Genomic DNA, 21,581 nt, shown 5'->3' with positions numbered 1-21,581 from the left:
AGGTCCCACACTTTTTTGAGTGCCGCTGCGCGGGCCGGGCACCTGGGTGATATCAGAGGCCGGTGCGGCGCACGGCGGTGAAGCCGGCGCCCTTGGTCTCGGCACGCACGCGGGCTTCCAGGGCTTCCAGCGTCTCGATGGCGACCGTCATGGTAAAGCCGTTGGCGTGCACGATGTGGCGATCATCCAGCATGATGGCGACGTGACCCGGCGAGTAGACGAGGTCGCCACGCTCGAGCGTCAGTTCACCGGGCAAGCCGTTCAGTTTTTCGCCGATGGTGGTCGCCTGCTGGTAGGAGTCGCGCCGCACGTCGAGGCCCGCGCAGGCGAGCGACAGCTGTACCAGGGTCGAGCAGTCGAGGCCGATGGAGCTGCGTCCGCCCCAATAGTAGGGCGTGCCCAGGAACTCCAGTGCCGTGGCGACGAAGTCCGGCGCGTTTTCGGCGATCGGCTGCAGGTGCTTGGTGTAGAGCCAGCCGCCGCCGTGGATGCGGCTGTAGGCGCACTCGGTCGCGGTGACGGACACCGGGCTGGCAATGGAGAGGACGTCCAGCGGCGGTGTCTTCAGGTTCGGCTCCGGATAGAGGAAGCTCCTGAGGGCGCGCAGGCGGTGGGTCGCCGGCGGCGGCGCCTCGCCCAGCGCGGCGCTTTCCAGATAGCCGACATAGCCGTCGGTCCCGTTTTGCACCCAGGACCAGCCGTCCTTGTCGTCGAATACACGCACGGTCTCGCCGAAGAGCAACTGTGTGTCGAGGCCGGAGGCCGGATCGGGCGCGCGCCTGAGATCGACCACGCCGCGTGCAACCCCGGCCGGGCGACCCTCGGCATAGCGCGGCGCCGTCACCCTGTCTTTCAGCCGGGCGTCGGCGAGGTCGTCGCGGAAGGCGTTCAGGCGCGGGTCGAGATCGGTCATGGCTGCCACTGTAGTTCAACAAGCGGAGTCTAGGCGAGCGCCGGTTAAGCTCCGCTGAAGGCGGCTTCGGACGGATCAGGGGGCTTTGAACATGAGGGCGATGGCACTGGCCGCAGCAATGACCAGCACGCCGCGGCGGAAGGCCGCCGGGTTGCGGATGACGAGGTAGCGGCGGGCGAGGACGTAACCGAGAAGGAAGCCGGGCATGAGGGCGAGGCCGAGCAGGATTTCCCGCACGCCGAAGTATCCGGCGCTCGCCAGCGCGGCGATGGTGGCGATGTAGGCGACGAAGAAGATGGAGGCGATCATGGCGCGCGCCTTCTCCGGCTCGCTGCGCTGGTAGAGCAACGCCAGCGGTGGGCCGTGGATGCCGGAGAGCACACCCATGACGCCGGCGATGGAGCCGACCCCCACCAGGTTGCGGAGGGTGAAGGGCAGGTGCAGACCGGTCAGGCTGATGGCGACGGCAGCCAGGATGACGCCGCCGAACACCGGCGCCATGTTCGCGAGGTCGAGGAAGATCAGCAGCACGGCACCCAACGCAGCGCCGGCCACCACGCCGGCGCCGACCGGCAGCAGTTCCTCGCGCACGATGACCGTGCGTCCCGCCGAGGTCATGAAGAGCGCGAGAAAGAGAGCGACGAAGACGCTGGGGCCCGGCACGAAGGAGAGGTCGACCAGCGCCAGCAGGGGAATGGCGATGAGGGCGAAGCCGATACCGGTTGCCGCCTGGACAGCCGTCGCCGCCAGGACGATGAGATTGGCCACCACAAGCTGTCCCGGGTGGAGGGCGCCGAAGGCGGCTTCCAGTTCAGCCAAACAGGGCCCCCGCGCGGCCAGACGATGCGGGCCCGTCGCTGCCGTCAGTGTTCATGCGGACCGGGCTTGCCGCCGGGGCCGCCATTGGCCTTCGCGCGGGCGAGTTCCAGTTCCAGATCGCGCTCGCGCAGATCGTCATCGGTGGTGCGGATCGTCGGCCGCGTGCCGCGCTGGAAGGGGTTGTCTGTGCTTTCGAACTGGTGGGAGATGCGGCAGTCCTCGCACATCTTGATGCGGTCGATCTGACCGCTCTCGCGGAACATGGAGTGCTTGCCGGCGAGCTGCTCGGAAATGCGCTCGATCGACTTGCGCACGCCGAAGGGCTTGCCGCAGCGGATGCATTCGAAGGGCTCGTCCTCGTTGAGGGTGACCGCGCTCATCGCCGCGTTGGTGAAGTTGAGGCGCGGCTCCAGGGTGATGACCTGCTCCGGACAGGTGACGCGGCAGAGGCCGCACTGCACGCAGGCGTCCTCCTTGAAGCCCAGCCAGGGGCGGTTCTCGTCGTCCAGCAGCGCGCCGGCCGGGCAGGCCGAGACGCAGGCGAGGCAGAGGGTGCAGCCCTCGGTATCGACCTTCACGCGGCCGAAGGGCGCACCCGGCGCCAGCGGCAGATGGTCGACCGGCTCCGGCGCCTTCTCGTGCAGGTGGCGCAAGGCCAGGAAGGCACGGCTGCGCTTGCCGCCCACGGGCAGGAAGCTGGCCGGTGCGATCGCTGTCTTGGGGGCGGCGAGGCCGTAGAGCTGCGTCTCCACCGCGTCCGGATCGAGATCGTCGATGACGTGCAGGCGTCCGCCACCGTAGCCGAGGCCGCTCAGCACCGTCTCGGCAAGGCCGATCTGGCCGGCGAGGCCGCTCATCTCGTCGCGTTTCTTCGGATCGGCGAGGATCACCACCTGCTCGGCGCCATAGGCGAAGGCGGCGGCCAGGAAGTCGATGCCGACCTGGGTCACCTCGTTCAGCGGGAAGGGCAGCACGTACGCTGGCAGACCGCGGCCGAGGCGGGCCATGTAGCCGATCATCTCGCTGCCGTGCTTGCCGTCGTGCAGCAGCAGGGTGGCGCGCTTGCCGCCGGCCATGCGGTAGGCGCCCAGCAGTTCGCGCAGGCGCTGGAACAGGCTGTCGCCGGCGGGCAGCTGATAAGTCGCCGCGCCCGTCGGGCAGACCGAGGCGCAGGAGCCGCAGCCGGCGCAGACCTGCGGGTCGATGTTGACCACATCACCGGCCGGGCTGATGGCGCCGGTCGGACAGACGTCGAGGCAGCGCGTGCAGCCGGTCTTGCGGCTGCGCGCGTGGGCGCAGATCTCGGCGTTGTACTTCACGTAGCGCGGCTTATCGAACTCGCCGACCAGATCGACGAGTTCGAAGAGCGCGCGCTGCACTGCCGCCGGATCGCCCGGGTCGGGACGGAAATAGCCGTCGCGCTTTTCCGCCGCCTGGAACAGCGGCGTGCCGCCGGTGAGATCGAGGATCAGATCGCACTCGGAAAAGGCGTTGTTCTTCGCCGCGTCGAAAGTGAGGGCGCCGCGCCCGGAGGGCGTTGCCGGCGCGTAGTCGTTCACCGTGATGCCGAAGCCGCCGAGGTGGCCCTTGGCCTGCACGATGGTGCCCTTGAAGACCGGCACGTCCATCACCTGCGGCGGAATGATCTCGCCCGGCTGGCTCAGCAGCACCGTGACGTCGAGGCGCCCGGCGAGTTGCCTGGCCGCCTCGAGCGCCTGCTCGTCGCGCCCATAGACCAGGCAGACGCCCTGGGAGGCCAGCGCCACCATCGGCGTCGGCTCGGCCTCCACCATGGCGGCGGCGATGAGGGCGGCGATTTTCGGCGTCGCCGCCTTGGCGTCGTCCGACCAGCCCGCCGTCTCGCGAATGTTGAGAAAGTCGATCTCCGCGGCGGGGTTGTCCTCCGCCGCGATCTCGCGGAACAGCGGCGCTTCCTGGGTGCAGGCGACCGCCACCGGCTGGCTGCCGAGGATGGCACGCTGGAAGTTGCCGAGCTGGGCGCGGCAGAGCTGGCTGTTCAGCTCCACCTTGCCCTCGGCGCCGGCCGCCTGGCAGGCGCGCGTGAGGGCGCCTGCGTCCAGCGGCATGGTGGCGTCGCAGGTGCAGACGAGAACGCGCTTGCCGCGCATCTCCATAAGAATACTCTCCGTAACCTCTTGAGGCGCGGCTCAGGCCGAAAAGGCCGGGCCCGATCGGCCCTTTCCAGCGCCCGCGCGCTTGTTCTCCTTCAGGCCCACCTTGGCGGAAAGGCCCTCCGGCCTGGATTCCAAACCAATTGGTATGACCATTCGTCTGCATCTTAGCGGGCCGGGCGGGGGCAAGACGACCCCAATTTTCCTGAGGGATTGCGGGTCGACCCTCGAACCGAACAGGCGCCTGTCACCCCCGTTGCGGCAATATCTGGACGGATCCGGCCGCCGGAAGCCGGCCGGCCCCGTGCAGTATGACGGCTCGCAGGAAACTTGCAGGAAGAAATAATTATTTTTGTTATATTGGAAATAGGAAATAAATAACCATATGAATTATAGTAAAAATTAATTCCACCTCTCCTTCAGATAAAGACGGATCCGAAGAAATATTGGAGGGGTCTGAAGGATTTGACCGTGGCGCCTGCTTCGGGCTTCCGCAGGTGAGACCCGCAGCGTCTTCAAAGAGGATTATTATGGGATTGCGCCCGGAGTACTCGCTCGCTCACTCAGAGTTCAATGACTTCCTTTTCGCGTTGGTCGGCGAGGAGAAGAGCGGCCAGCCGCTGACCGTTCTTTCTGCGTTGGCGCGTCTCGGGCTGGACCCTTGGGAAGAGGCCGCGCGTCTTGCCGGGATGTCGAAGGACGCGGCCACCTCTGCGCTCACCTCCGCGATCGCCGATCTTCCGGAAGGGGACTGGCAGGCCTCGGACTCGCGGTCAATCGCCAGCCGCCTGGTAAGCTGGTTGCCGGCGCGCGGAAGAGGGGCGGCGGACTCGCCGGAGAGAGGGGATGGCAGCCGTCCGCTGCCGAAGCCGGATGTCCCGAAGTGGCTAGTCTGGGCTGCTTTGGCCCTGGCGGGGTTGGCCATGGCCATGTGGCTGCAGGGCGGCTGAACCGCTGAGCCCGAAGTGGCCTGACTCGCGCCAGCGTGTCTTGGACGGCCAGCCGGCCACGGCTGCGGCATGCCCCAAATCAGTCGGGGGTTAGACGGTCGCGATCCAGCGCTGCGTCCAGGTCGTCCGGATCGATGGTCAGCGCCCGTGTCAGGTGGGACGGTCCGGACCGGGCGTGCAGCCGCAGGACGGTCGATGTCCGCCGGAAGGCAGCGTAGGAAAGCCCCTCAATGCGCTCTTCCTCCGTTTCCACGCCGTAGTCGCCGGCGGGCAGCACCTCTTCAAGCGCCGCGAGGACGAAGGGATGCCGGAAGGTGACGGTCTTTGCGCTTGTGCGGGTCGTCATCGGAAGGCTTCCAGTTGGTCGAGGAGTGGCGGAGGGGGCAGGCCCCCTCCGGGACGCCAGCTACGACTTGGGCACCGACGTGACCTCAGCGGGCTTCTGGGCAGGCTTTGCGGTCGGCTGTCCTGAAGGCCAGGCTTCCTTGGGCTTGTTGCCAGCGCCGCCCTTGTTGGGAGCGGGCTGCGCCGAGGAGAATTTCTTGAAGGACATCGAGAGCGCCTTTCGTAATGTCGGCAGTGATTTGCCGTTCTCAAATATATGGTAGTGATATGATTGTATTTCAATGGGAGAAGAAAATATTATTCAACAAATATTTCATAGTATAAATAATATTCAAGAAGAAAAAAAGTTATGCATTAGAGTAAACGAAGATTTTCTCGACGATATTTGCAGCATCATTGAGCGGATCTATCAGATTTGAGTTTGGGTGTGGGCGGACCCATCTGCAGAGAACTCCCGCGCGGCCCGTTTGGACGCCGCCAAGGGAATTCTGTTCTGGTGGCGGTTTCGTACAGGACCCCTGTAACTGGTAGGAGGGCGCGGCCCGGCGATGCGCGATCCGACGTCGGTCATTCTGGAGAGGCTACTGCGGGACGCACCGAGCAGCGTGACGCTGGCGTGGATCGTCGCAAATCTGCGGGAGCTCTCGTTCGGCATCGTGATGCTGCTGATCGCTCTCATGGGTCTGGTTCCAGGTTTGTCGCCCGTCGCGGGTGTCCTTCTCGCCGTGCCGTCCGTGCAAATGATGGTCGGGCGCCGGGAGCCCCTTTTGCCCCGTCGGCTTGCCGCCCGACAATTTTCAAAGCCGCGGATCGAACGCATCGTCGCGCGTGTGATCCCCGTCGTCAGGCGCCTGGAACAGGTCGTGCGGCCGCGATGGGCCATGCCGTTCGAGGCGACCAAACGGGCCGTCGGCTTCGTCGTTCTGCTGCTGAGCGGAACGCTGCTTGCACCGGTTCCCTTCAGCAACGTCATTCCCGCCCTCGTCATTATGTTGCTCGCCTTTGCGTTCATGGAGGAAGACGGCCTCCTGTTGTGCATCGCCCTGGCTGCCGCGGTGATTTCGCTCGCCATTACCGCTGCGGTGGTTTGGGGAACCATTGAACTTGGGGTGTTTTGGTAGCCCGATTTTCTCTTCAAGAGAATTGCGTCAGGCTCGCTGCTGCAGTCGCCGCTATTTTTCAGCGAACCAGAGTGTGTCCATGCGGTAGCGGCCGAAGTAGGCGCCCGGGTCGTACATGTAATCGGCCTTGGCCGGCAGGTTGCGCAGCTTCGCGTTGATGACGATGGGCTGCTGCACGGCGCCGAGCAGACCGATGGTGAAGACCTGGTCAGCGTGGATCTCCAGCATCTGGCGCCAGATGTCGGCGCGCGCCGCTGCGTCGGTCGCCAGCGTCCATCCGCCATAAAGTTCCAGCAGCTTGCGCGCCGAGGGCAGAGCCGGCGGTTCGCCGGCGCTGCCGCCGCTTTCGTTGTGCAGCCCCCACAGCGGCCAGTTGTTCTGCTTGTCGCTGGTCGGCGCCAATTCGTCCGGCGACATTGCCTCGGTGGCAAGGCCGTTGGCGAGGCCGTAGAAGACGCTCATCACCGTCGCGCCGGCGGCGATGCGCTGGCGCGCCGCCTGACGCGGCTGGGCGCGCACCAGCACGGCGATGCCGATCTTCGCCCACTGCGCCTTTATGACCTCCAGCATGTCGGTCTCCACCGGGTCCACCTCGGCGGTCTCGATGATGAGGTCGGCGCGGCGGCCGTCGGGCAGGTGGCGGATGCCGTCGGGATCCTTCCAGGTCATGCCCAGCTCGTCGAGCAGCGCGTTGGCCTGGTCCGGATCGTAGGCCGCCCAGGCGCTGCGGTAGGCCTCCTGGTACAGCGGCGAGCCGGGCAGCAGGGTGTTGGCGCCGGGCAGGGCGGTGCCCTGGTAGAGCACCTGGTTCAGCTCCTGGCGGTCGATGCCGAGCGAGAGCGCGCGACGAAAGCGGACGTCGCGCAAGACATCGCGCCAGCCCGGCGATGCGGCGTTGAGGTTGGGATAGAGCGCCAACTGCGAACCGCGGCCGATCGGCCACAGCAGCACCTTGATGCGGCCGTCCTTCTCCGCCTGCTTCAGCGCGGCGCCGTCGGCAAAGGAAAGCCCGCGCGCCTGCAGGTCGGTCTCGCCGGCGGCGGCCTTGGCCAGGATGAGGCGCGGCTCGGTGCGCGCCAGGATCACCTCGTCGATGTAGGGCAACTGGCGGCCTTCGGCATCGACGCGATGGAAATAGGGATTGCGGCGGGCGACGAAACGCTCGGCCGGCGGCGCCGTGGTGGTCATCCAGGGCTGCAGCGTCGGCAGTGCTGGATTGTCGAAGAAGAACATCCGGTCCATGCGATGGAACAGCTCGGCCCAGGAGCGCAGGCCGATCGCCTGTGCTTGTTCGGCGAGTTCCTGCGGGTCGTGGTAGGCCGCGTGGAATTGCTTCAAGTAGTGCGCCGGGCGGTAGAGAAACAGCGGATCGGCGGCTGCCAGCGCCGGCAGGAAGCGCGGATTGGGGGCCTGCCAAGTGAAGCGGATGGTGGCGTCGTCGATGATCTCCACCGTGGGCGGTTTGCCGGCCACCAACAGCTCCTGCGGCAGTCCGCGGGGCGAGATCTCCTTGTTGTTGGCGACGTCGGCCCACCAGAAGCGGAAGTCTTCGCTGGTGAAGGGCGCGCCGTCCGACCAGCGGTGGCCCGGCCTGAGCCTCAGGGTGAAGACCCGCTCGTCCGTCACCTCGATGCCGGCCAGGATGTCCGGCACCAGTTTCAGAGCATCCGCGTCCCAGGCGACCAGGCGCGCATAGCCGAAGAGCACCAGGTCGCGCGCGTCGCGCCCGCCGCGAGTGAGCAGGGTGAGGCTGCCGCCGTAGCGGCCCTGCTTCCAGTCCTCGCGCGCGGGGAGATCGCGGCGCGGCTCCGCCGGCAGGCGCTCGGCCAGCGGCGGCAGCGCGCCGCTGGCGAGGTCCAGGCGCAGGCCCGGCGGCTCCTGGGCGGCGGCGGGCAGCGCAATCGCGATTACGGCGGCGAGCGCCGGCAGCAGGGCCCGAAATCGAACTGGGAATCGCATGGATTTCTTATAGCTTTTCAGGGGTGCGGGACCAAATGAACTCTTGGCAACTCGTCTCTCAAGGGGGGTGGCCTTGCGGGCGCCGTCCCCGGCCTTCATAGTTGGGCCCCGGCACTAACAAGAGGTTACGACGTGAGCGCAGAAGAGCCGAAAGTCCTGCGGAAGGGCCGTGCCAAGGCGGACGAGGCGGCGCTGGCCGAGTTCACGCTGCGCCCGGATCCGGACGATCCGCGCCTCACCGAGCGCGTCCAAGGCATCGACCAGGATGGCCGGGCGGTGGAGACCGCGGTGGTGGTGGAGCGGCCGCTGACCCTGTTCCTCAACGGGCAGGAGATCGTCACCATGATGACCATCGGTGACTATCCCGACTACCTCGCCGTCGGCTATCTCTTGAACCAGAACATGCTGCGCCCAGACGACGTCATCGAAGGCATCGACTACGACGAGGAATTGGAAGTCGTCGTGGTGCGCACCCAGCGCGAGACGAATTACGAGGAAAAGCTGAAGAAGAAGGTGCGCACCTCCGGCTGTGCCCAGGGAACGGTCTTCGGCGATCTCATGGAAAAGTTCGAGACGGTGGCATTGCCTAAGGATGTGGTCCTGAAGACTTCGTGGCTCGTCAGCCTCTCGAAGAAGATCAATTCGGTGCCGAGCCTCTACCTGGAAGCCGGCGCCATCCATGGCTGCGTGCTGTGTCAGGGCGACCGCCCGCTGCTCTACATGGAGGACGTCGGGCGCCACAACGCCGTCGACAAGATCGCCGGCTACATGCTGATGCACGGCGTCAGCCCCGGCGACAAGATTTTCTATACGACGGGGCGGCTCACCTCGGAGATGGTGATCAAGACGGTGCAGATGGGCATCCCCATTCTGGTGTCGCGCTCCGGCTTCACGGCCTGGGGTGTCGAACTGGCCAAGCAGGCGGGCCTCACCCTGGTCGGCCGCGCCAAGGGCAGGCGCTTTGTCGCGCTGGCGGGCAGCGAGCGCCTGGTCTTCGACCACGATCCCGACGCCCTGGAAGACGAGGACCCGCGCCACCAGCGCAAGAGCGGCCGCGCCGATGACGCGGCGTAAAGAGGTTGGGCGTGAAGAGGGTGGGCGTGAGGGGCGCTAGCCTATGACCGATGGGAAACTGGTTGCCGGCGTGCTGCTGGCCGGCGGCCTGTCGCGCCGCATGGGCGGCGGCGACAAATGCCTGCGCGACCTCGGCGGCCGCCCGATCCTGGCGCACATCATCGAGCGCGCCGCGCCGCAGGTCGGCGCTCTGGTGCTGAACGCCAACGGCGACCCGGCGCGCTTCGATGCTTTCGGGTTGCCGGTCGCCGCCGACGTGGTGGAGGGCTACGCGGGACCTTTGGCAGGGGTGCTGACCGGACTGGACTGGGCGGCGGCGCAGGCCCCCGGCGCACGCTGGCTGGCGAGCTTTGCCTGCGACGCACCGTTCTTTCCGATGGACATGGTGGCGCGCATGCTGGCGGCGGTGGAAGCAGCGGGCGCGGACATGGCCTGCGCCGTCACCCACGGGCGCACCCACCCCGTCTTCGGCCTCTGGCCTCTCAGTCTGCGCGAGGAACTGCGCCGCGCGATGGTGGAGGAGGAGATGCGCAAGGTCGACCTCTGGACCGCGCGCTACCGCCTGGTGGCGGTCGACTTCCCGGACGTCGATACGGCACGGGGACCGCTCGATCCCTTCTTCAACACCAACCGCCCCGAAGACCTGGAAGAGGCCGCGGGGTACTTGCGTTAGGCGCGTGTCTGGCGTCTCACATAAAGACGCAGAATCTCACATAAGTCGGGTCACGCTGCGGGGTTGAGCTCGAGGGGCGGCGGCCTGTAGCGGGCGCAGGAAGTCTGACAGCAGCTTTGACTCTCCTGGACGCCTAGGTCGGGAAGATGCTCGTAAGCATTGTTGCCTGCCGTTTCCCAGTGGCAAGCAACAGCGAGACGCATCGCCATCTGCATCAGCCAACCAATCAGTGATTGAACGACGTTGCGCCTCTCTACACGCAAGGGGTGGATGAATACAGTCAAAACGCCATTGGTAGATCGGGGAAGGGCGGCTAGGGTATCTCTTGCATTTCTGTGCCCAAGAGTAGGTGGGGCTGCCTGTGGGCGCGCTTTTGACCTATGTCTGTCGCTCCCCACGGTCTCAGCTCTCGGGGAGCTGCTATTGGCGAAGGGGTTGAGTGTGTTGCGCAACTTGGCCATCACCCGGATTTACGGCGTGAACGAGGAGACGGTGACGGAGGCGACTGCGTTCCTCTCATCCAAGGTCGCGGGCCTCTATCGGTGGTGGCATTCTCATGCAGCGGAAGGGCGCCTGCCACTCCGACGCGAGTTCGACATCACCGAGCATACACCCATCGTCCCCGACCTTTTCCTGGTCGAGGTGCTGGCCGATGGGCAGTTCCTGATGAAGCTGGAAGGCGAGCGGGTGATTGAGCTTTTCGGGGTGAACAATACCGGCCGTATTATTACCGAGGCCGCAGGCGTGGGAGAGTACGGGCACGCGCTCGCCGAGTACTACCAGAGCATTGCCGATGAGAGGCAGTGTCGCCGCTGCACCGGCAATATGGAACACCTGAACCACCGCCGTTGGATCGAGTTCGAATCGATCGACTGCCCGCTGTCGCGCGACGGCCGTCAGGTGGATTTCATCCTCGGCGTCTCGGTGAGCGTGCGGGAAAATCGACTGTAAGCGATCCCCGGCAGGCGCTCCGCTACTGAATTGTACGCTTTGAACAAGATTGCCTCCTTCGCTTGAGGGAGCGAATGGATGGTACCGGCCTGGGCGCCGAACCTGATGTGTCCGCATTCGACTCATCTCAGATGTTTATCGGAAAGGTGTCGGAGGGGTCAGGTCTCAAGTTGACCCAGTGCGGACCTGCGGTTTGGTAGTGCTACAGCCGGCCCGCCGCGGCTTCCTTAATCGCTTTTTCCGAATTTGCCTCTGGTTCGGCGTTCAGGCGGCAGGTCGCGTCTTGTGCCACAGGCGGTCAAGGTGGCAACCGCGACGACGAGGGAACCAGCAAGAAGGCTCCGGAGGACCGAGCGTCGAGCAGGCCAGGATGGAGGAGATTGAGTCTCCGCTACATGGTGATTCATGGTCATCTGTCCCTTCTGATAAATGCTGACAATATTCAATAAGCGGGTCTTTGGTGGTTGGCCGAGAGGCCAGTACATCCCAAGCTCGCGAACTAACTATTCAGGCGGAAAAAGACTGCCAGGCTCAGGCGAACAGCCGGGAAGGGGTTGGCCATGAGGGCATTGGGGGATCGCGGTCTCATGGTCCTCGCTCCCTTCCAGGTGACAGGGGCTTTCTTCCCCGCCGTGCCGTTGCCTGAGCCTGGCGGCAAGTGGCAGGGAGGGTGTAGCGAGAGACTGCACTTCCCGAGAGGGATTCGGTATCATGCGGCGGGGCTGGTTGCCGTCGCCGATTGTCAGGTTAAGCTATGCGCCGGCAGAGGGCACCGCCGACCGGCCGGCGCAGACCTCATCGGACAGAGCGGGCAGGGAGACTGAAAACAGGGCGCCGCCCTCGCAATGGTTCGAAGCTGCGATGGTGCCGCCGTGCGCCACGACGATCGACTCGCAGAGCGCGAGCCCCACCCCCATGCCACCGGCCTTGGTGGTGAAGAAGCTTTGGAAGACACAGTCGCGAAGGCTGTCGGGAATGCCCGGCCCACTGTCACGCACCGCGACGGTCACCGCGGACGTCTCCGGCTGCGCTTCGACGCTCACGGAGACTTGACGTTTCGCGCAGCGTACCTGCGCAATCGCCTGAATGCTGTTGGACAGCAGGTTGACCACGACCTGCTGGAGCTGGATGCGGTCACCCAGCACCTCGGGCGAGGGTCGCGCAATCAGAAGCGACAGCTCGATCCCTTCGGATTCCAGATCGTGACGAACCAGCAGCAAGGCTTCTTCAACGACGTCACTCAGGTCAACAGGGATGTGCCGCGGCGCGTCGTCCGCGGCCATATCCAGGATACGCTGGACAATGTCGTTTGCACGGCGCGCGCTCGCAACCATGCGGCTGGTAAGGTTGCGGACCTTCTCGGCGTTCAGGTCGTCGCGCGACATCCAGCGCAGGCTAGTCTCCCCATTGGTCACGATGGCCGAGAGCGGCTGCCGGATCTCGTGAGCAATCAAGGTGGCAAGCTCGCCAAGGGCTCTATGGTACAGCAGCGAATGAACAGGGTCATCGCCCGGCTGCATCCGCGAGGCGGCCAGGGCGGCGAACTCCGCCCCCTTGTCCTTGCGTTCCCGACCGGTGAAGCTGCTACCGTTACCATGTCCCTTGTGAACTGAGCGTTCTCTCGACCGCATCGGCAGTTCCGATTCGTGCAACCGGGTTTTCGACATTTTAGAGATTCCCATCCCGCCTACCCTTTCCCGTGATCGAAACGCCTCCACTGAACTACACCTGAGCCTCACCCTCCCGCAGAGCCGACATGATGTGACCCACCAGGACTTTGTCCTTTACCGGCTTTTCCAGATAAGCGAAGGCGCCGTTTTCCAGGGCGCGTGTGCGCAGCATCGGATTTGACGTTGCCGTTACCACGATGATCGGCATCGACGAGCCGAGCGCGTGCAGTTTGCGCTGCAGCTCGAGTCCGCACATGCCCGGCAAACTCAAGTCCGTTATGAGACAGTCGAAGACCTGCGGTTCATAAGCAGCCAGGAATGCCTCCGCCCGATCGAAGTCGCGACAGGTAAGCGAAAGCACTTCAACCAGCTCCGAGAGTGCCAGCCGCATGGCTTCGTCATCGTCAACAACCGCAATTACGGGCGGATTTGGCAAACATTTTCTCCTCGGCACGGCACGCTCAGGCAATCTGTCCCGCCCGCTGCACGGGTCGAGGCTCCAGACTCTCCTTGAGGGCCTCGGGCAAGGCTTCCCAAGCTCGGACAAGGTCCCCCACGGAAACAACCTGCATCTTCCGCATGGCGTTGCCACGATGCAGCTTCACCGTGACTTCGCTGATACCCAGATCGAAGGCGATCTGCTTGTTGACCTGGCCGAGCACCACCTCACGCAGGACCTGCCGTTCGCGCGGTGTAAGCGTGGAGAAGCGCTCAACGATCTGGCCGGTACGCCGCGCTACGACGCGCTGGCTGATGTCGATTTGAATGGCGGTCATCACGGCGTCGATGAGGGTCTGGTCCCGGAAGGGCTTGGTGAGGAAGTCGACGGCGCCGGCTTTCATGGCCTGCACGGTCATTGGAATGTCGCCATGGGCCGTGAGAAAGATGATCGGCTTCGAGCAGCCGCGAGCCCTGAACTGATGCTGGAAATCCAGACCGCTGAGGCCAGGCAGCCGCACGTCGAGAATCAGGCATCCGGGCCGGTCTTCCATTTTGCCGGCAAGCAGTTCTCTGGCGGAAGAATAACAGATCGACGCCAGTCCGACGGACAGCATCAGTTCCTGCAAGGCTTCGCGCAGGTCGCTATCGTCGTCGACGATGAGCACAAGCGGAGCGTCCGCAAACGAATCTTTACCCGGGAAAGCTGCTTCACGCTGCTGCGGACGTTGAACCTGAGCCATTGCTGCTATTCCCTACTGTTCCCTCTGCCCAGCTATTGCGACAAGATTCGCCCTGCCCCCTTGCGGCGGCGGGGTGGCTTGTGGGCCGGGACTTTCACCCGTTCGTCGGCCAAGTTCCACACCTCGTCCTAGAGAGCAGCACGTGCCGTGCGTACGACCGCTGTGGCGATACTTGCCAGGGAGTCGCGGGGTAGTTCCTCGCGCATCGCCATTCCCGGTCCCATTCCGAACGAACGCGCTCGGTGGTTCCAGCCCCGATGACCCTAGCAAGCGTTCGAACAAGGTGCGGCGCGGAAGCTGCGGTCCGGTTGCCGATCTTGCGGGCTAAGCGCGGCGCGGCACCATCTCGGCGGTATGTGAAGCCTCATTTTTGCAGCGAAGCGGACTGCCTCGGATTTCACACAATACGGGATTCACTCGTTCGGGCCGCGGCGAGTAAGCGTCCCGAATTCCGCCGGTAGGCGGCAAATAAGCAATATGGGCACCTGCGCAGCAACCCCCGCACCGCAGTGTCGCGGCGGATCGATAAGATCGATTCGAAGCCACGCTCAACTGTTCTGCAAACGCCTGGTGGGCGCCGTGACGTTGCAAATTGGCGGGGAGTTACGAAGCCGTCGTTCCAGATTGCTGGAACAGGTCCATATTGGCTTCACCCCAGGCGGAGAGGGAAAGAAGGATCGGGATGAATGTTCGGCCCCGGTCGGACAAGCTGTATTCGACCTTGGGCGGCACCTGCGCGTAGACAACGCGGTGGATCAACCCGTCGGCTTCCAGTTCGCGCAACTGATTGGTCAACGTTCTCTGCGTTACGCCGGACATCAGGCGCTTCAACTCGTTAAAGCGGATGGTCCCTCTTTCCTGAAGATACCAAAGTGCAACGCATTTCCACTTTCCATCGATCAGACTGATCGCTGCCTCGACCGCGCAACCGGGGTTGCTGTCCAAACTGGTGTGCCGCCGCTTGACCATGACAGTATCCTTTTGTGCACTGAGAGCAAGTTTTGTGCGTATCGCGCATTTTATAGATACGCCCTAGATTGGTCTTTAACAAGATTTTGGGGTGCAGACATGAAGGCCATTGGATACGGAGTTCCAGGACCGATCGAAGTCGAGGCATCGCTGGTCGATATCGATCTTCCCGAGCCATCGCCCACCGGCCGCGACCTTCTCGTCGAGGTGAAGGCGGTTTCCGTGAACCCGGTCGATTACAAGGTGCGTCGCAGCGCGGCTCCACAGGACAGCAAGTGGAAGGTGCTGGGCTGGGATGCCGCCGGCATCGTGCGCAGCGTCGGCCCGGACGCGACCCTGTTCCAGCCCGGCGACGCGGTATTCTATGCCGGCTCGATCACCCGCCCGGGGACCAATTCAGAGCTGCATCTGGTCGATGAGCGGATCGTCGGGAAGAAGCCTGTCTCGCTGGATTGGGCTGAAGCCGCCGCGCTGCCGTTGACGACGTTGACTGCGTGGGAAGCCTTCTTCGACCGTCTGGACGTGAACAAGCCGGTTTCGGGCGCGGCACCCGCCATCCTGATCATCGGCGGCGCCGGTGGCGTCGGCTCGGTTGCGGTGCAGATCGCCCGCCAGCGCACCAACTTGACCGTAATCGCGACCGCCTCGCGTCCCGAGACGCGGGAGTGGGTAAAGACGCTCGGCGCCCATCACGTCCTCGATCACTCGAAGCCGCTGGCCCGCCAGATTGAGGCGCTCGGCATCGGTGCCCCTGCTTTCGTATTCTCGACCACCCACACGGATGACCACGTCGCCGAGATCGCCGAATTGATTGCGCCCCAGGGCCGCTTCTGCCTGATCGACGATCCTTCGGGCTTCGACGTCATGTCGTTCAAGCGCAAAGCGGTTTCAATCCATCATGAGCTGATGTTCACGCGGTCCATCTACGGCACGCCCGACATGGCCGAGCAGGGTCGCATCCTGAACGAGGCTAGCGCGCTCGTCGATTCGGGCAAGCTGCGCACCACGCTGAGCGAACGCCTGTCGCCGATCAATGCCGCCAACCTCAAACACGTTCATGCGCTGCTCGAGAGCGGCAAGGCGCGAGGCAAGATCGTCCTCGAAGGCTTCTGATCCGGCTCAGGCACGACCCGACCGATATCCCCCGCCCATAGGCAAGAGGCGTGCGTATTACATTTGGTACATTTGCTCCCCAGAATATCTCCTACCAATAATTGAGCATCAGAAGGCAAGATCATGACCGATACCATGAAGGCAATTGTGCTCGAAAAGTTCGGAGGCTTCGACGCTTTCGAGATGCGCGATGTCGCCGTAGCAGCCGTCGGGTCTCGGCAGGTCCGGGTGCGCGTACATGCTACCGCCATCAATCCTCTGGACTATCAGATCCGACGCGGCGACTACACCGACTACGTGCCGCTCCCCGCCATCATCGGTCATGACATTTCCGGCGTCGTGGAAGAGAAGGGGGCGGATGTAACCGAGTTCGACATAGGCGACGAGGTTTACTACACGCCAAAGATCTTCGGCGGCCCCGGCTCATATGCGGAGCAGCACGTTGCCGATGTCGAGCTGGTCGCCCGCAAGCCGCGCAACATCAACCACCTGGAGGCTGCCAGCCTGACGCTGGTTGGGGGGACGGTCTGGGAAGCTTTGGTGACCCGCGCCCAGCTTGCCGTTCATGAGACTATTCTGATCCATGGTGGCGCCGGCGGTGTGGGTACGGTGGCGATCCAGCTTGCCAAGGCGATGGGGGCGCGGGTCATCACGACGGCGCGCCTTAGCAACCATGAGTTCGTGCGTTCGCTCGGAGCAGATGAGGTAATCGACCATAGCTCCGATGACTACGTTTCGGCCGTGGCGGAACTGACGCGTGGAAAAGGGGTGAACGTCGTATTCGATACCATCGGCGGCGACACCCTGACGAGAAGCGCGCTCGCCCTTGCGGATGCCGGGAGGCTGGTCAGCATTGTCGACATCGCACAACCGCAGAACCTCATCGAGGCTTGGGGAAAGAACGCCGCCTATCATTTCGTCTTCACCCGGCAGAACCGAGGCAAGCTCGACGCGCTGACAAATCTTGTCGAACGCGGCTTGATCAAGCCTGTGGTTGGCGCAGTGCTGCCTCTGGCTCGGGTCGGCGAAGCGCATGAACTGCTCGAAGCCGGGGGCGCCCGCGGGCTTCGCGGGAAGGTGGCAATCGATGTTGCGGGCCAGACTGTCGACCTTCCGACGCCGCAATAGATAACTCGATAAGAAAGCGGTCTGTAGTCGGTGCAGGGACTTGGTGGATCGCCGCGACGGCTTCGCTGAGGCGACTGGCGTGGTGCTCCACGGGTGCCCGGTCAGAGAGGCCTAGAACTCCAGCACAAGCTGATGAAAGACGGCATTGACCTGCCTTTCGTCTTCATCCCCGGCCACGGCGACGTACCGATGTCGTTCGCCGTCATGAAGGCCGGCGCGATTGAATTTCTCAACAAGCCGTTTCGCCACCAGGTGCTGCACCATGAAGGTCCGCGGCAAAGTGATGCGCAAAATGCAGGCACAGTCCCTGCGTGAACTGGTTCGCTTCGCCGATCGTTTGGCTCTGGCTCCGCAGACATAGCCCGGATATACCTATGTATAATTGCTCGGATGCTGAACAAATGCTCAGTTTGATGGCTCTTTCGCGACAGCAGACAGAGCCAGGATGACCGTCACAAATAAGCCAGTTGCCGAAGGTTCGACCTTCCACTGTCGGCGCTTCCGCCGATCGTCGGTGCGTTGCTCGTGGTCGTGATGACCACAGGGTGTATCGGACCGAACTCGGCTCTTGCCCATTGGAGCGCCACACTATGAGCAGGTCGCACTCCGGGGATCGCGCGTCAGCCGATGCCACGACTGTTGATGCATGGGCCGACAGCCTGCTTCTCGCTGCTAGACTCTTTCTGGCTGCCGTATTCCTCTATAGCGGCGCGGTGAAACTACTGGCTTGGCAGGCTGCCGTGACCGAGTTCGGCCAGCTGGACGTACCGCTGCCGGTCATCGCCGTTACCGCGACCGTGGTTGTCCAGCTCTTCGGTGGGCTTGCGATCGGCCTTGGTTGGCAGGTTCGCGCCGCGGCCGCAGCGCTCGCGGCCTTTACCGTTATCGCCACCTTGATTGGGCACCCTTTTTGGTCCTTTGCGGGGGTGGAGTTTCAGCGCCAGCTGACGACCGCCCTCGAACACCTTGCCATCGTTGGCGGCTTTCTGCTCCTCGCGGTCACTGGGCCTGGGCGGCTTTCCCTGGAGGGTAAGGGCAGAGCATGATCGCAATTTGGGACCGCCACAGCCGGGGCCGCACCATGCTCGATGGAGCCGGGGCCGTCATCGATATGGTCCGAGGCGGCGGGCGGCCGTCCGTCGACAGAAGATGATCCATGCCGGGAGAAATAGGACCGTTTGCGTGTTGATCGCCTTCGGTCTCTCCGGTGCGGCAGCGCAGGCCGCAGAGGTGTGCTCGGTGAAACCCGCGAAGCTTCGCTATGATGACGATATCGGGTGTTTCCGCGATCCGTGGATGCGTGAGGAGATTCCCGGTATCTTCAAGTTCATTCCTCTGGACGAAAGCGGTGAGGCGTCTCTCGGCTTCGGCGGCGAGGTGCGTCAGCGCTATGAGTACACGCTCAACCCGGAGTTCGGCGAAGATCCGCAGGATGAGAAGGGTGTTTGGCTGCAGCGCTACACGCTGCACGGGGATCTCCGACTTGGGCCGCATCTCCGCTTCTTCGGCCAGATGTCGAGTGCGCTAGAGGCAGGCCGCGCGGGCGGGCCGAGCCCGGTCGACCAGAACGAGCTCGCATTGCAGAACGCCTTCGTCGACGTGAACCTTCCGCTTGGGCGTGACGCGGACCTTACCCTGCGAGGCGGCAGGCAGGAGCTGCAGTTCGGATCGGGCCGGCTGGTGGACGTGCGTGAAGGCCCGAACGTGCGGCGCACCTTCGACGCCGCACGGGCCACTGTGGAACTGCCGGGCTGGCGCGTCGACGCGCTCGCAGCACGGCCACGGCTGCCGCATCCGGGCGTATTTGATGACGAGGCGAATGACGACGAGGCACTCTGGGGCGCCTACGCCGTCGGTGACGAAGACTGGCTGCCTTTCGGCGCGCTCGATCTCTACTATCTTGGCTTCGAGAACGATGCTGGCGAATTCGCGCAAGGGACAGCGCGCGAGCGTCGTCACTCGATCGGCACGCGGCTCTACGGGGCGGAGCTCGGTTGGGACTGGAACTGGGAAGCGATCTACCAGTTCGGTAGCTTCGGCGACGGCAGCATCTCGGCTTGGACGATCGCCAGCGATACCGGCTTTACCTTCGAGAACGCGCCATGGCGGCCACGCATCGCGCTCAGCGCCAATATCGCAAGCGGCGACGGCGATCCGGCTGACGCCGACCTCGGCACGTTCAACCCACTGTTTCCGCGCGGCAACTACTTCTCCGAAGCCGCGGTGCTCGGCCCGCGCAACTTCTTCAACATCCACCCCTTCGTGACCGTCCGACCGACAGAAGCTTGGTCGCTGACTACCGACATGAACTTCTTCTGGCGACTGAACACAAGCGACGGCGTCTACGCACCCGCCGGCCAGCTGATCCGCGGACCGTCAGGCAGCGACGATCGCTTCGTCGGATCGGCCGTCTCGCTCACCTCTGAATACGCGATCGCGGAGAACCTGAACCTCACCGCGATTTACACTCATTTCTTCGCGGGCGATTTCATCCGCGCGACCGGCCCGTCCGAGGGCATCGATTTCTTCGAATTGACTTTGCAGTTCAAGTTCTGACCGCTGAAGGGACTTACCCCATGAGCAACGACCGCAATTTCAGAGAGTCCGACAAGAGGATCGCCCAGCAAGTCGGGCACTCGTCGAACCAGGTCCTCGCCCGGGTATTCGTCAATCATCGGCACATGAGCCCGTCCGACTTTCGGGAGACACAGCAATGACCGCGCCTGTCTACTCGTCGTTCGCCCAGTGGTACGGTGAAGGCCGCCTCGCGTCCTATGTGCGTACCATGAAATCCCCCGGAGGAATCCTTAATCTGCTTGAAGCGGTGCAACCGGCCGGGGACATGTCCGACCCGGCTGTGCCGGATCTTGTCCTGTATCAGGACCTGCTCGGCGGCAGCCGTGTCAGCGGGGACCTGGGAAGGGGGCGTTTCACTGTGACGAGCGAAAAAAGCGGCTTCTTTCTCGCTGCGCCGAACTTTGCCAATACGGTCATGGTCGACGCCAGCCACCAGCTCCGCAGCTTGTCGTTTCCTGTGGCGCAATGGCAGAAAGTGCTCGATGAAGCCGCTGACGGGCGGCTGTCGTTCGAATGCCTACAGGTCGACCGAGGGTTATTTCACGCTCCCGCCATTCAATCGGCGGTCCGGAACCTGTGGGTTCTGTGTGACGAGGAAGGGGCGCCGTCGCGTTTGCTGGCCAGGGCCGCAGGCTGCGTGATCATGGCCGAGCTGTGCCGATTAAGCGGAGTAACGTTCACGCCAGCGAGGGGCGGTCTTGCCCCCTGGGCAGAACGGCGCTGCCTGGAGCTGATGCGGACGCGGCTTTCGGAGGATATAAGCCTCGACGAGCTGGCGGCCGAGGTGCAGTTGTCGCCGTTCCATTTCGCCCGCATGTTCAAGCAGAGCGTCGGAGTTCCGCCTCGGGTCTACCTGACACGGCTGAGGGTGGAGAAAGCCTGCGAACTGCTCGAACATACCGACCTTCCGGTCACGGAGATCGCCTTGGAGGTCGGGTACTCGTCGAACCAGGTCCTCGCCCGAGTCTTCCGTAAACATATGCGCTTGAGCCCGTCAGATTATCGCCGGTCAGTGCGCGATCCGGTGCGCCCGGCGATTTCGCTTGGCGCGCATCCGGCTCTGGAGGGACGGCAATGACCGTCCATGCCCGTTCGTCATTCGCCCAGTGGCACAGCAATGGTCGACATGCGTCCTACTTGCGCACGATGAAATCCCCAGGCGGAATTATCGATCTTCTCGAGGTCCAGCGACCAGCCGGGGACATGTCCCGCCCGGCCCTGCCGGACATCGTGCTGATGGAGGACATTCTTGGCTGCAGTCGTGTCAGGGGTGACCTGGGAGGGGGTCGCTTCGATGTGACGACGGGGAAGGGCACCCTCGCTCTCGCTGCGCCCAATTTTGCGACCACGGTGATCAACGACGAAAGACATCGGCTTCGCAGCCTGGCGTTTCCTTTGTCGCAGTGGCAAGACGAGCTCGACGAGGCCGCCGACGGCCGCTTCTCGCTCGACACCTCCGGCATCTACGGCCGAGTGTTTGACTCGTCGGCGATCCGGTCGGCGCTTCGGAGCCTGTGGGCCCTATGTGAGGAAGAGGGGCCGCCGTCGCGGTTGCTGGCGCGGGCCGCGGGCTGCGAGATCCTCGCCGAACTCTGCCGGTTGGGCGGGGTTCCGTTCGCGCCCGCCAGAGGTGGCCTCGCGCCTTGGGCCGAGCGGCGCTGTCTGGAGCTGATGCGGGCGCGGCTTTCGGAAGACATCAGTCTCGACGAATTGGCGGCCGAGGCTCAGCTTTCGCCGTTTCATTTCGCCCGCATGTTCAAGCGAAGCGTGGGCGTGCCGCCGCGGGTCTACCTGACGCGACTGAGGGTGGAGAAAGCCTGCGAACTCCTTGAGCAGACAGGTCTTTCGGTCACGGAGATCGCCTTGGAGGTCGGATACTCGTCGAACCAGGTTCTCGCCCGGGTTTTCCTCAAGCACATGCGCCTGAGTCCGTCCGGCTATCGTCGGGCCGTTCGCGATTCGGTGCGCTCCATTGCGTTGCAGTGAGACCCGAGGGGCCCGCTTGC

Annotated in this window: 21 protein-coding genes; 12 read left to right on the top strand and 9 right to left on the bottom strand. The window is 64.0% G+C overall.

Annotation, left to right across the window (positions count from 1 at the left end; genetic code table 11):
* Positions 1–52 precede the first annotated feature (52 nt).
* The 3 genes from WDC82_RS15560 to WDC82_RS15550 all read right to left on the bottom strand — a co-directional run bounded on the left by WDC82_RS15560 (position 53) and on the right by WDC82_RS15550 (position 3,861).
* Positions 53–913 (bottom strand): NlpC/P60 family protein, encoded by an 861-nt coding sequence (locus WDC82_RS15560; RefSeq protein ID WP_340118270.1) that lies wholly within the window; start codon positions 911–913, stop codon positions 53–55.
* Between the two features lie 75 nt (positions 914–988).
* Positions 989–1,732 carry a sulfite exporter TauE/SafE family protein gene (locus WDC82_RS15555; RefSeq protein WP_340118269.1) on the bottom strand — a complete coding sequence of 248 codons (744 nt, stop codon included), beginning with the start codon at positions 1,730–1,732 and terminating at the stop codon, positions 989–991.
* A gap of 44 nt (positions 1,733–1,776) precedes the next feature.
* Entirely contained in the window at positions 1,777–3,861 is a 2,085-nt protein-coding gene (locus WDC82_RS15550) for a 4Fe-4S binding protein (RefSeq protein WP_340118268.1), read from the bottom strand.
* 533 nt (positions 3,862–4,394) lie between these two features.
* Between WDC82_RS15550 and WDC82_RS15545 the strand changes: the two genes are divergently transcribed.
* The gene (locus WDC82_RS15545; protein WP_340118267.1) at positions 4,395–4,814 is read left to right on the top strand and encodes a hypothetical protein; all 420 of its coding nucleotides are present in this window, start codon (positions 4,395–4,397) and stop codon (positions 4,812–4,814) included.
* Positions 4,815–4,893: 79 nt separating this feature from the next.
* Here WDC82_RS15545 and WDC82_RS15540 read toward each other — a convergent pair whose 3' ends face one another.
* On the bottom strand, positions 4,894–5,160 hold the full coding sequence (locus WDC82_RS15540; protein WP_340118266.1) for a hypothetical protein: 267 nt from the start codon (positions 5,158–5,160) through the stop codon (positions 4,894–4,896).
* A gap of 547 nt (positions 5,161–5,707) precedes the next feature.
* Between WDC82_RS15540 and WDC82_RS15535 the strand changes: the two genes are divergently transcribed.
* Positions 5,708–6,280 (top strand): exopolysaccharide biosynthesis protein, encoded by a 573-nt coding sequence (locus tag WDC82_RS15535; RefSeq protein ID WP_340118265.1) that lies wholly within the window; start codon positions 5,708–5,710, stop codon positions 6,278–6,280.
* A gap of 51 nt (positions 6,281–6,331) precedes the next feature.
* Here WDC82_RS15535 and WDC82_RS15530 read toward each other — a convergent pair whose 3' ends face one another.
* Positions 6,332–8,239 carry an ABC transporter substrate-binding protein gene (locus WDC82_RS15530; RefSeq protein ID WP_340118264.1) on the bottom strand — a complete coding sequence of 636 codons (1,908 nt, stop codon included), beginning with the start codon at positions 8,237–8,239 and terminating at the stop codon, positions 6,332–6,334.
* A 192-nt stretch (positions 8,240–8,431) separates the two neighbouring features.
* Between WDC82_RS15530 and fdhD the strand changes: the two genes are divergently transcribed.
* The 3 genes from fdhD to WDC82_RS15515 all read left to right on the top strand — a co-directional run bounded on the left by fdhD (position 8,432) and on the right by WDC82_RS15515 (position 10,937).
* The gene (fdhD, locus tag WDC82_RS15525; RefSeq protein ID WP_340118366.1) at positions 8,432–9,313 is read left to right on the top strand and encodes a formate dehydrogenase accessory sulfurtransferase FdhD; all 882 of its coding nucleotides are present in this window, start codon (positions 8,432–8,434) and stop codon (positions 9,311–9,313) included.
* A 43-nt stretch (positions 9,314–9,356) separates the two neighbouring features.
* Entirely contained in the window at positions 9,357–9,986 is a 630-nt protein-coding gene (gene mobA, locus WDC82_RS15520; protein WP_340118263.1) for a molybdenum cofactor guanylyltransferase MobA, read from the top strand.
* Between the two features lie 423 nt (positions 9,987–10,409).
* Positions 10,410–10,937 carry a PAS domain-containing protein gene (locus WDC82_RS15515; RefSeq protein WP_340118262.1) on the top strand — a complete coding sequence of 176 codons (528 nt, stop codon included), beginning with the start codon at positions 10,410–10,412 and terminating at the stop codon, positions 10,935–10,937.
* A gap of 752 nt (positions 10,938–11,689) precedes the next feature.
* On the opposite strand, the gene WDC82_RS15510 is transcribed toward WDC82_RS15515, so the two are convergent.
* The 4 genes from WDC82_RS15510 to WDC82_RS15495 form a co-directional block, all read right to left on the bottom strand.
* Positions 11,690–12,604 carry a HAMP domain-containing sensor histidine kinase gene (locus tag WDC82_RS15510; protein WP_340118261.1) on the bottom strand — a complete coding sequence of 305 codons (915 nt, stop codon included), beginning with the start codon at positions 12,602–12,604 and terminating at the stop codon, positions 11,690–11,692.
* Positions 12,605–12,659: 55 nt separating this feature from the next.
* Positions 12,660–13,043 (bottom strand): response regulator, encoded by a 384-nt coding sequence (locus tag WDC82_RS15505; protein ID WP_340118260.1) that lies wholly within the window; start codon positions 13,041–13,043, stop codon positions 12,660–12,662.
* 25 nt (positions 13,044–13,068) lie between these two features.
* Complete coding sequence (locus WDC82_RS15500; protein WP_340118259.1) at positions 13,069–13,788, bottom strand: response regulator transcription factor; 720 nt, start codon at positions 13,786–13,788, stop codon at positions 13,069–13,071.
* A 603-nt stretch (positions 13,789–14,391) separates the two neighbouring features.
* Positions 14,392–14,757 (bottom strand): helix-turn-helix domain-containing protein, encoded by a 366-nt coding sequence (locus WDC82_RS15495; protein ID WP_340118258.1) that lies wholly within the window; start codon positions 14,755–14,757, stop codon positions 14,392–14,394.
* 99 nt (positions 14,758–14,856) lie between these two features.
* Between WDC82_RS15495 and WDC82_RS15490 the strand changes: the two genes are divergently transcribed.
* From WDC82_RS15490 to WDC82_RS15460, 7 genes are all read left to right on the top strand, one after another.
* A complete protein-coding gene (locus WDC82_RS15490; RefSeq protein WP_340118257.1) occupies positions 14,857–15,870 on the top strand; it encodes a zinc-binding alcohol dehydrogenase family protein in 1,014 nt (337 codons plus the stop codon).
* A 123-nt stretch (positions 15,871–15,993) separates the two neighbouring features.
* On the top strand, positions 15,994–16,998 hold the full coding sequence (locus WDC82_RS15485; RefSeq protein ID WP_340118256.1) for a zinc-binding dehydrogenase: 1,005 nt from the start codon (positions 15,994–15,996) through the stop codon (positions 16,996–16,998).
* A gap of 93 nt (positions 16,999–17,091) precedes the next feature.
* The gene (locus WDC82_RS15480) at positions 17,092–17,313 is read left to right on the top strand and encodes a response regulator (RefSeq protein ID WP_340118254.1); all 222 of its coding nucleotides are present in this window, start codon (positions 17,092–17,094) and stop codon (positions 17,311–17,313) included.
* A 275-nt stretch (positions 17,314–17,588) separates the two neighbouring features.
* On the top strand, positions 17,589–18,044 hold the full coding sequence (locus WDC82_RS15475; RefSeq protein WP_340118253.1) for a DoxX family protein: 456 nt from the start codon (positions 17,589–17,591) through the stop codon (positions 18,042–18,044).
* A gap of 136 nt (positions 18,045–18,180) precedes the next feature.
* Positions 18,181–19,554, top strand: coding sequence for an alginate export family protein (locus tag WDC82_RS15470; RefSeq protein WP_340118252.1), 1,374 nt, complete (start codon positions 18,181–18,183; stop codon positions 19,552–19,554).
* Between the two features lie 157 nt (positions 19,555–19,711).
* On the top strand, positions 19,712–20,653 hold the full coding sequence (locus WDC82_RS15465; RefSeq protein WP_340118251.1) for an AraC family transcriptional regulator: 942 nt from the start codon (positions 19,712–19,714) through the stop codon (positions 20,651–20,653).
* Positions 20,650–21,561, top strand: coding sequence for an AraC family transcriptional regulator (locus tag WDC82_RS15460; protein WP_340118250.1), 912 nt, complete (start codon positions 20,650–20,652; stop codon positions 21,559–21,561). The genes WDC82_RS15465 and WDC82_RS15460 overlap by 4 nt, the downstream gene beginning before the upstream one ends.
* Positions 21,562–21,581: the final 20 nt, after the last annotated feature.

It is taken from the genome of Pelagibius sp. 7325, from assembly GCF_037652055.1.
In the GTDB taxonomy this organism is placed as follows: Bacteria; Pseudomonadota; Alphaproteobacteria; order Kiloniellales; family Kiloniellaceae; genus Pelagibius.
Note: the sequence above shows the minus strand (reverse complement) of the source record. Positions and strands in the feature narration are given on the sequence as shown.

Bases quoted from the DNA above. Each gene is read 5' to 3' on its own strand.
- WDC82_RS15540 (WP_340118266.1), bottom strand. From the start codon at position 5,160: ATGACGACCCGCACAAGCGCAAAGACCGTCACCTTCCGGCATCCCTTC.
- WDC82_RS15495 (WP_340118258.1), bottom strand. From the start codon at position 14,757: ATGGTCAAGCGGCGGCACACCAGTTTGGACAGCAACCCCGGTTGCGCG.
- WDC82_RS15510 (WP_340118261.1), bottom strand. From the start codon at position 12,604: ATGTCGAAAACCCGGTTGCACGAATCGGAACTGCCGATGCGGTCGAGA.
- WDC82_RS15490 (WP_340118257.1), top strand. From the start codon at position 14,857: ATGAAGGCCATTGGATACGGAGTTCCAGGACCGATCGAAGTCGAGGCA.
- WDC82_RS15560 (WP_340118270.1), bottom strand. From the start codon at position 913: ATGACCGATCTCGACCCGCGCCTGAACGCCTTCCGCGACGACCTCGCC.
- WDC82_RS15475 (WP_340118253.1), top strand. From the start codon at position 17,589: ATGAGCAGGTCGCACTCCGGGGATCGCGCGTCAGCCGATGCCACGACT.
- WDC82_RS15550 (WP_340118268.1), bottom strand. From the start codon at position 3,861: ATGCGCGGCAAGCGCGTTCTCGTCTGCACCTGCGACGCCACCATGCCG.
- WDC82_RS15530 (WP_340118264.1), bottom strand. From the start codon at position 8,239: ATGCGATTCCCAGTTCGATTTCGGGCCCTGCTGCCGGCGCTCGCCGCC.
- mobA (WP_340118263.1), top strand. From the start codon at position 9,357: ATGACCGATGGGAAACTGGTTGCCGGCGTGCTGCTGGCCGGCGGCCTG.
- WDC82_RS15465 (WP_340118251.1), top strand. From the start codon at position 19,712: ATGACCGCGCCTGTCTACTCGTCGTTCGCCCAGTGGTACGGTGAAGGC.
- WDC82_RS15460 (WP_340118250.1), top strand. From the start codon at position 20,650: ATGACCGTCCATGCCCGTTCGTCATTCGCCCAGTGGCACAGCAATGGT.
- WDC82_RS15535 (WP_340118265.1), top strand. From the start codon at position 5,708: ATGCGCGATCCGACGTCGGTCATTCTGGAGAGGCTACTGCGGGACGCA.
- WDC82_RS15545 (WP_340118267.1), top strand. From the start codon at position 4,395: ATGGGATTGCGCCCGGAGTACTCGCTCGCTCACTCAGAGTTCAATGAC.
- WDC82_RS15500 (WP_340118259.1), bottom strand. From the start codon at position 13,788: ATGGCTCAGGTTCAACGTCCGCAGCAGCGTGAAGCAGCTTTCCCGGGT.
- WDC82_RS15485 (WP_340118256.1), top strand. From the start codon at position 15,994: ATGACCGATACCATGAAGGCAATTGTGCTCGAAAAGTTCGGAGGCTTC.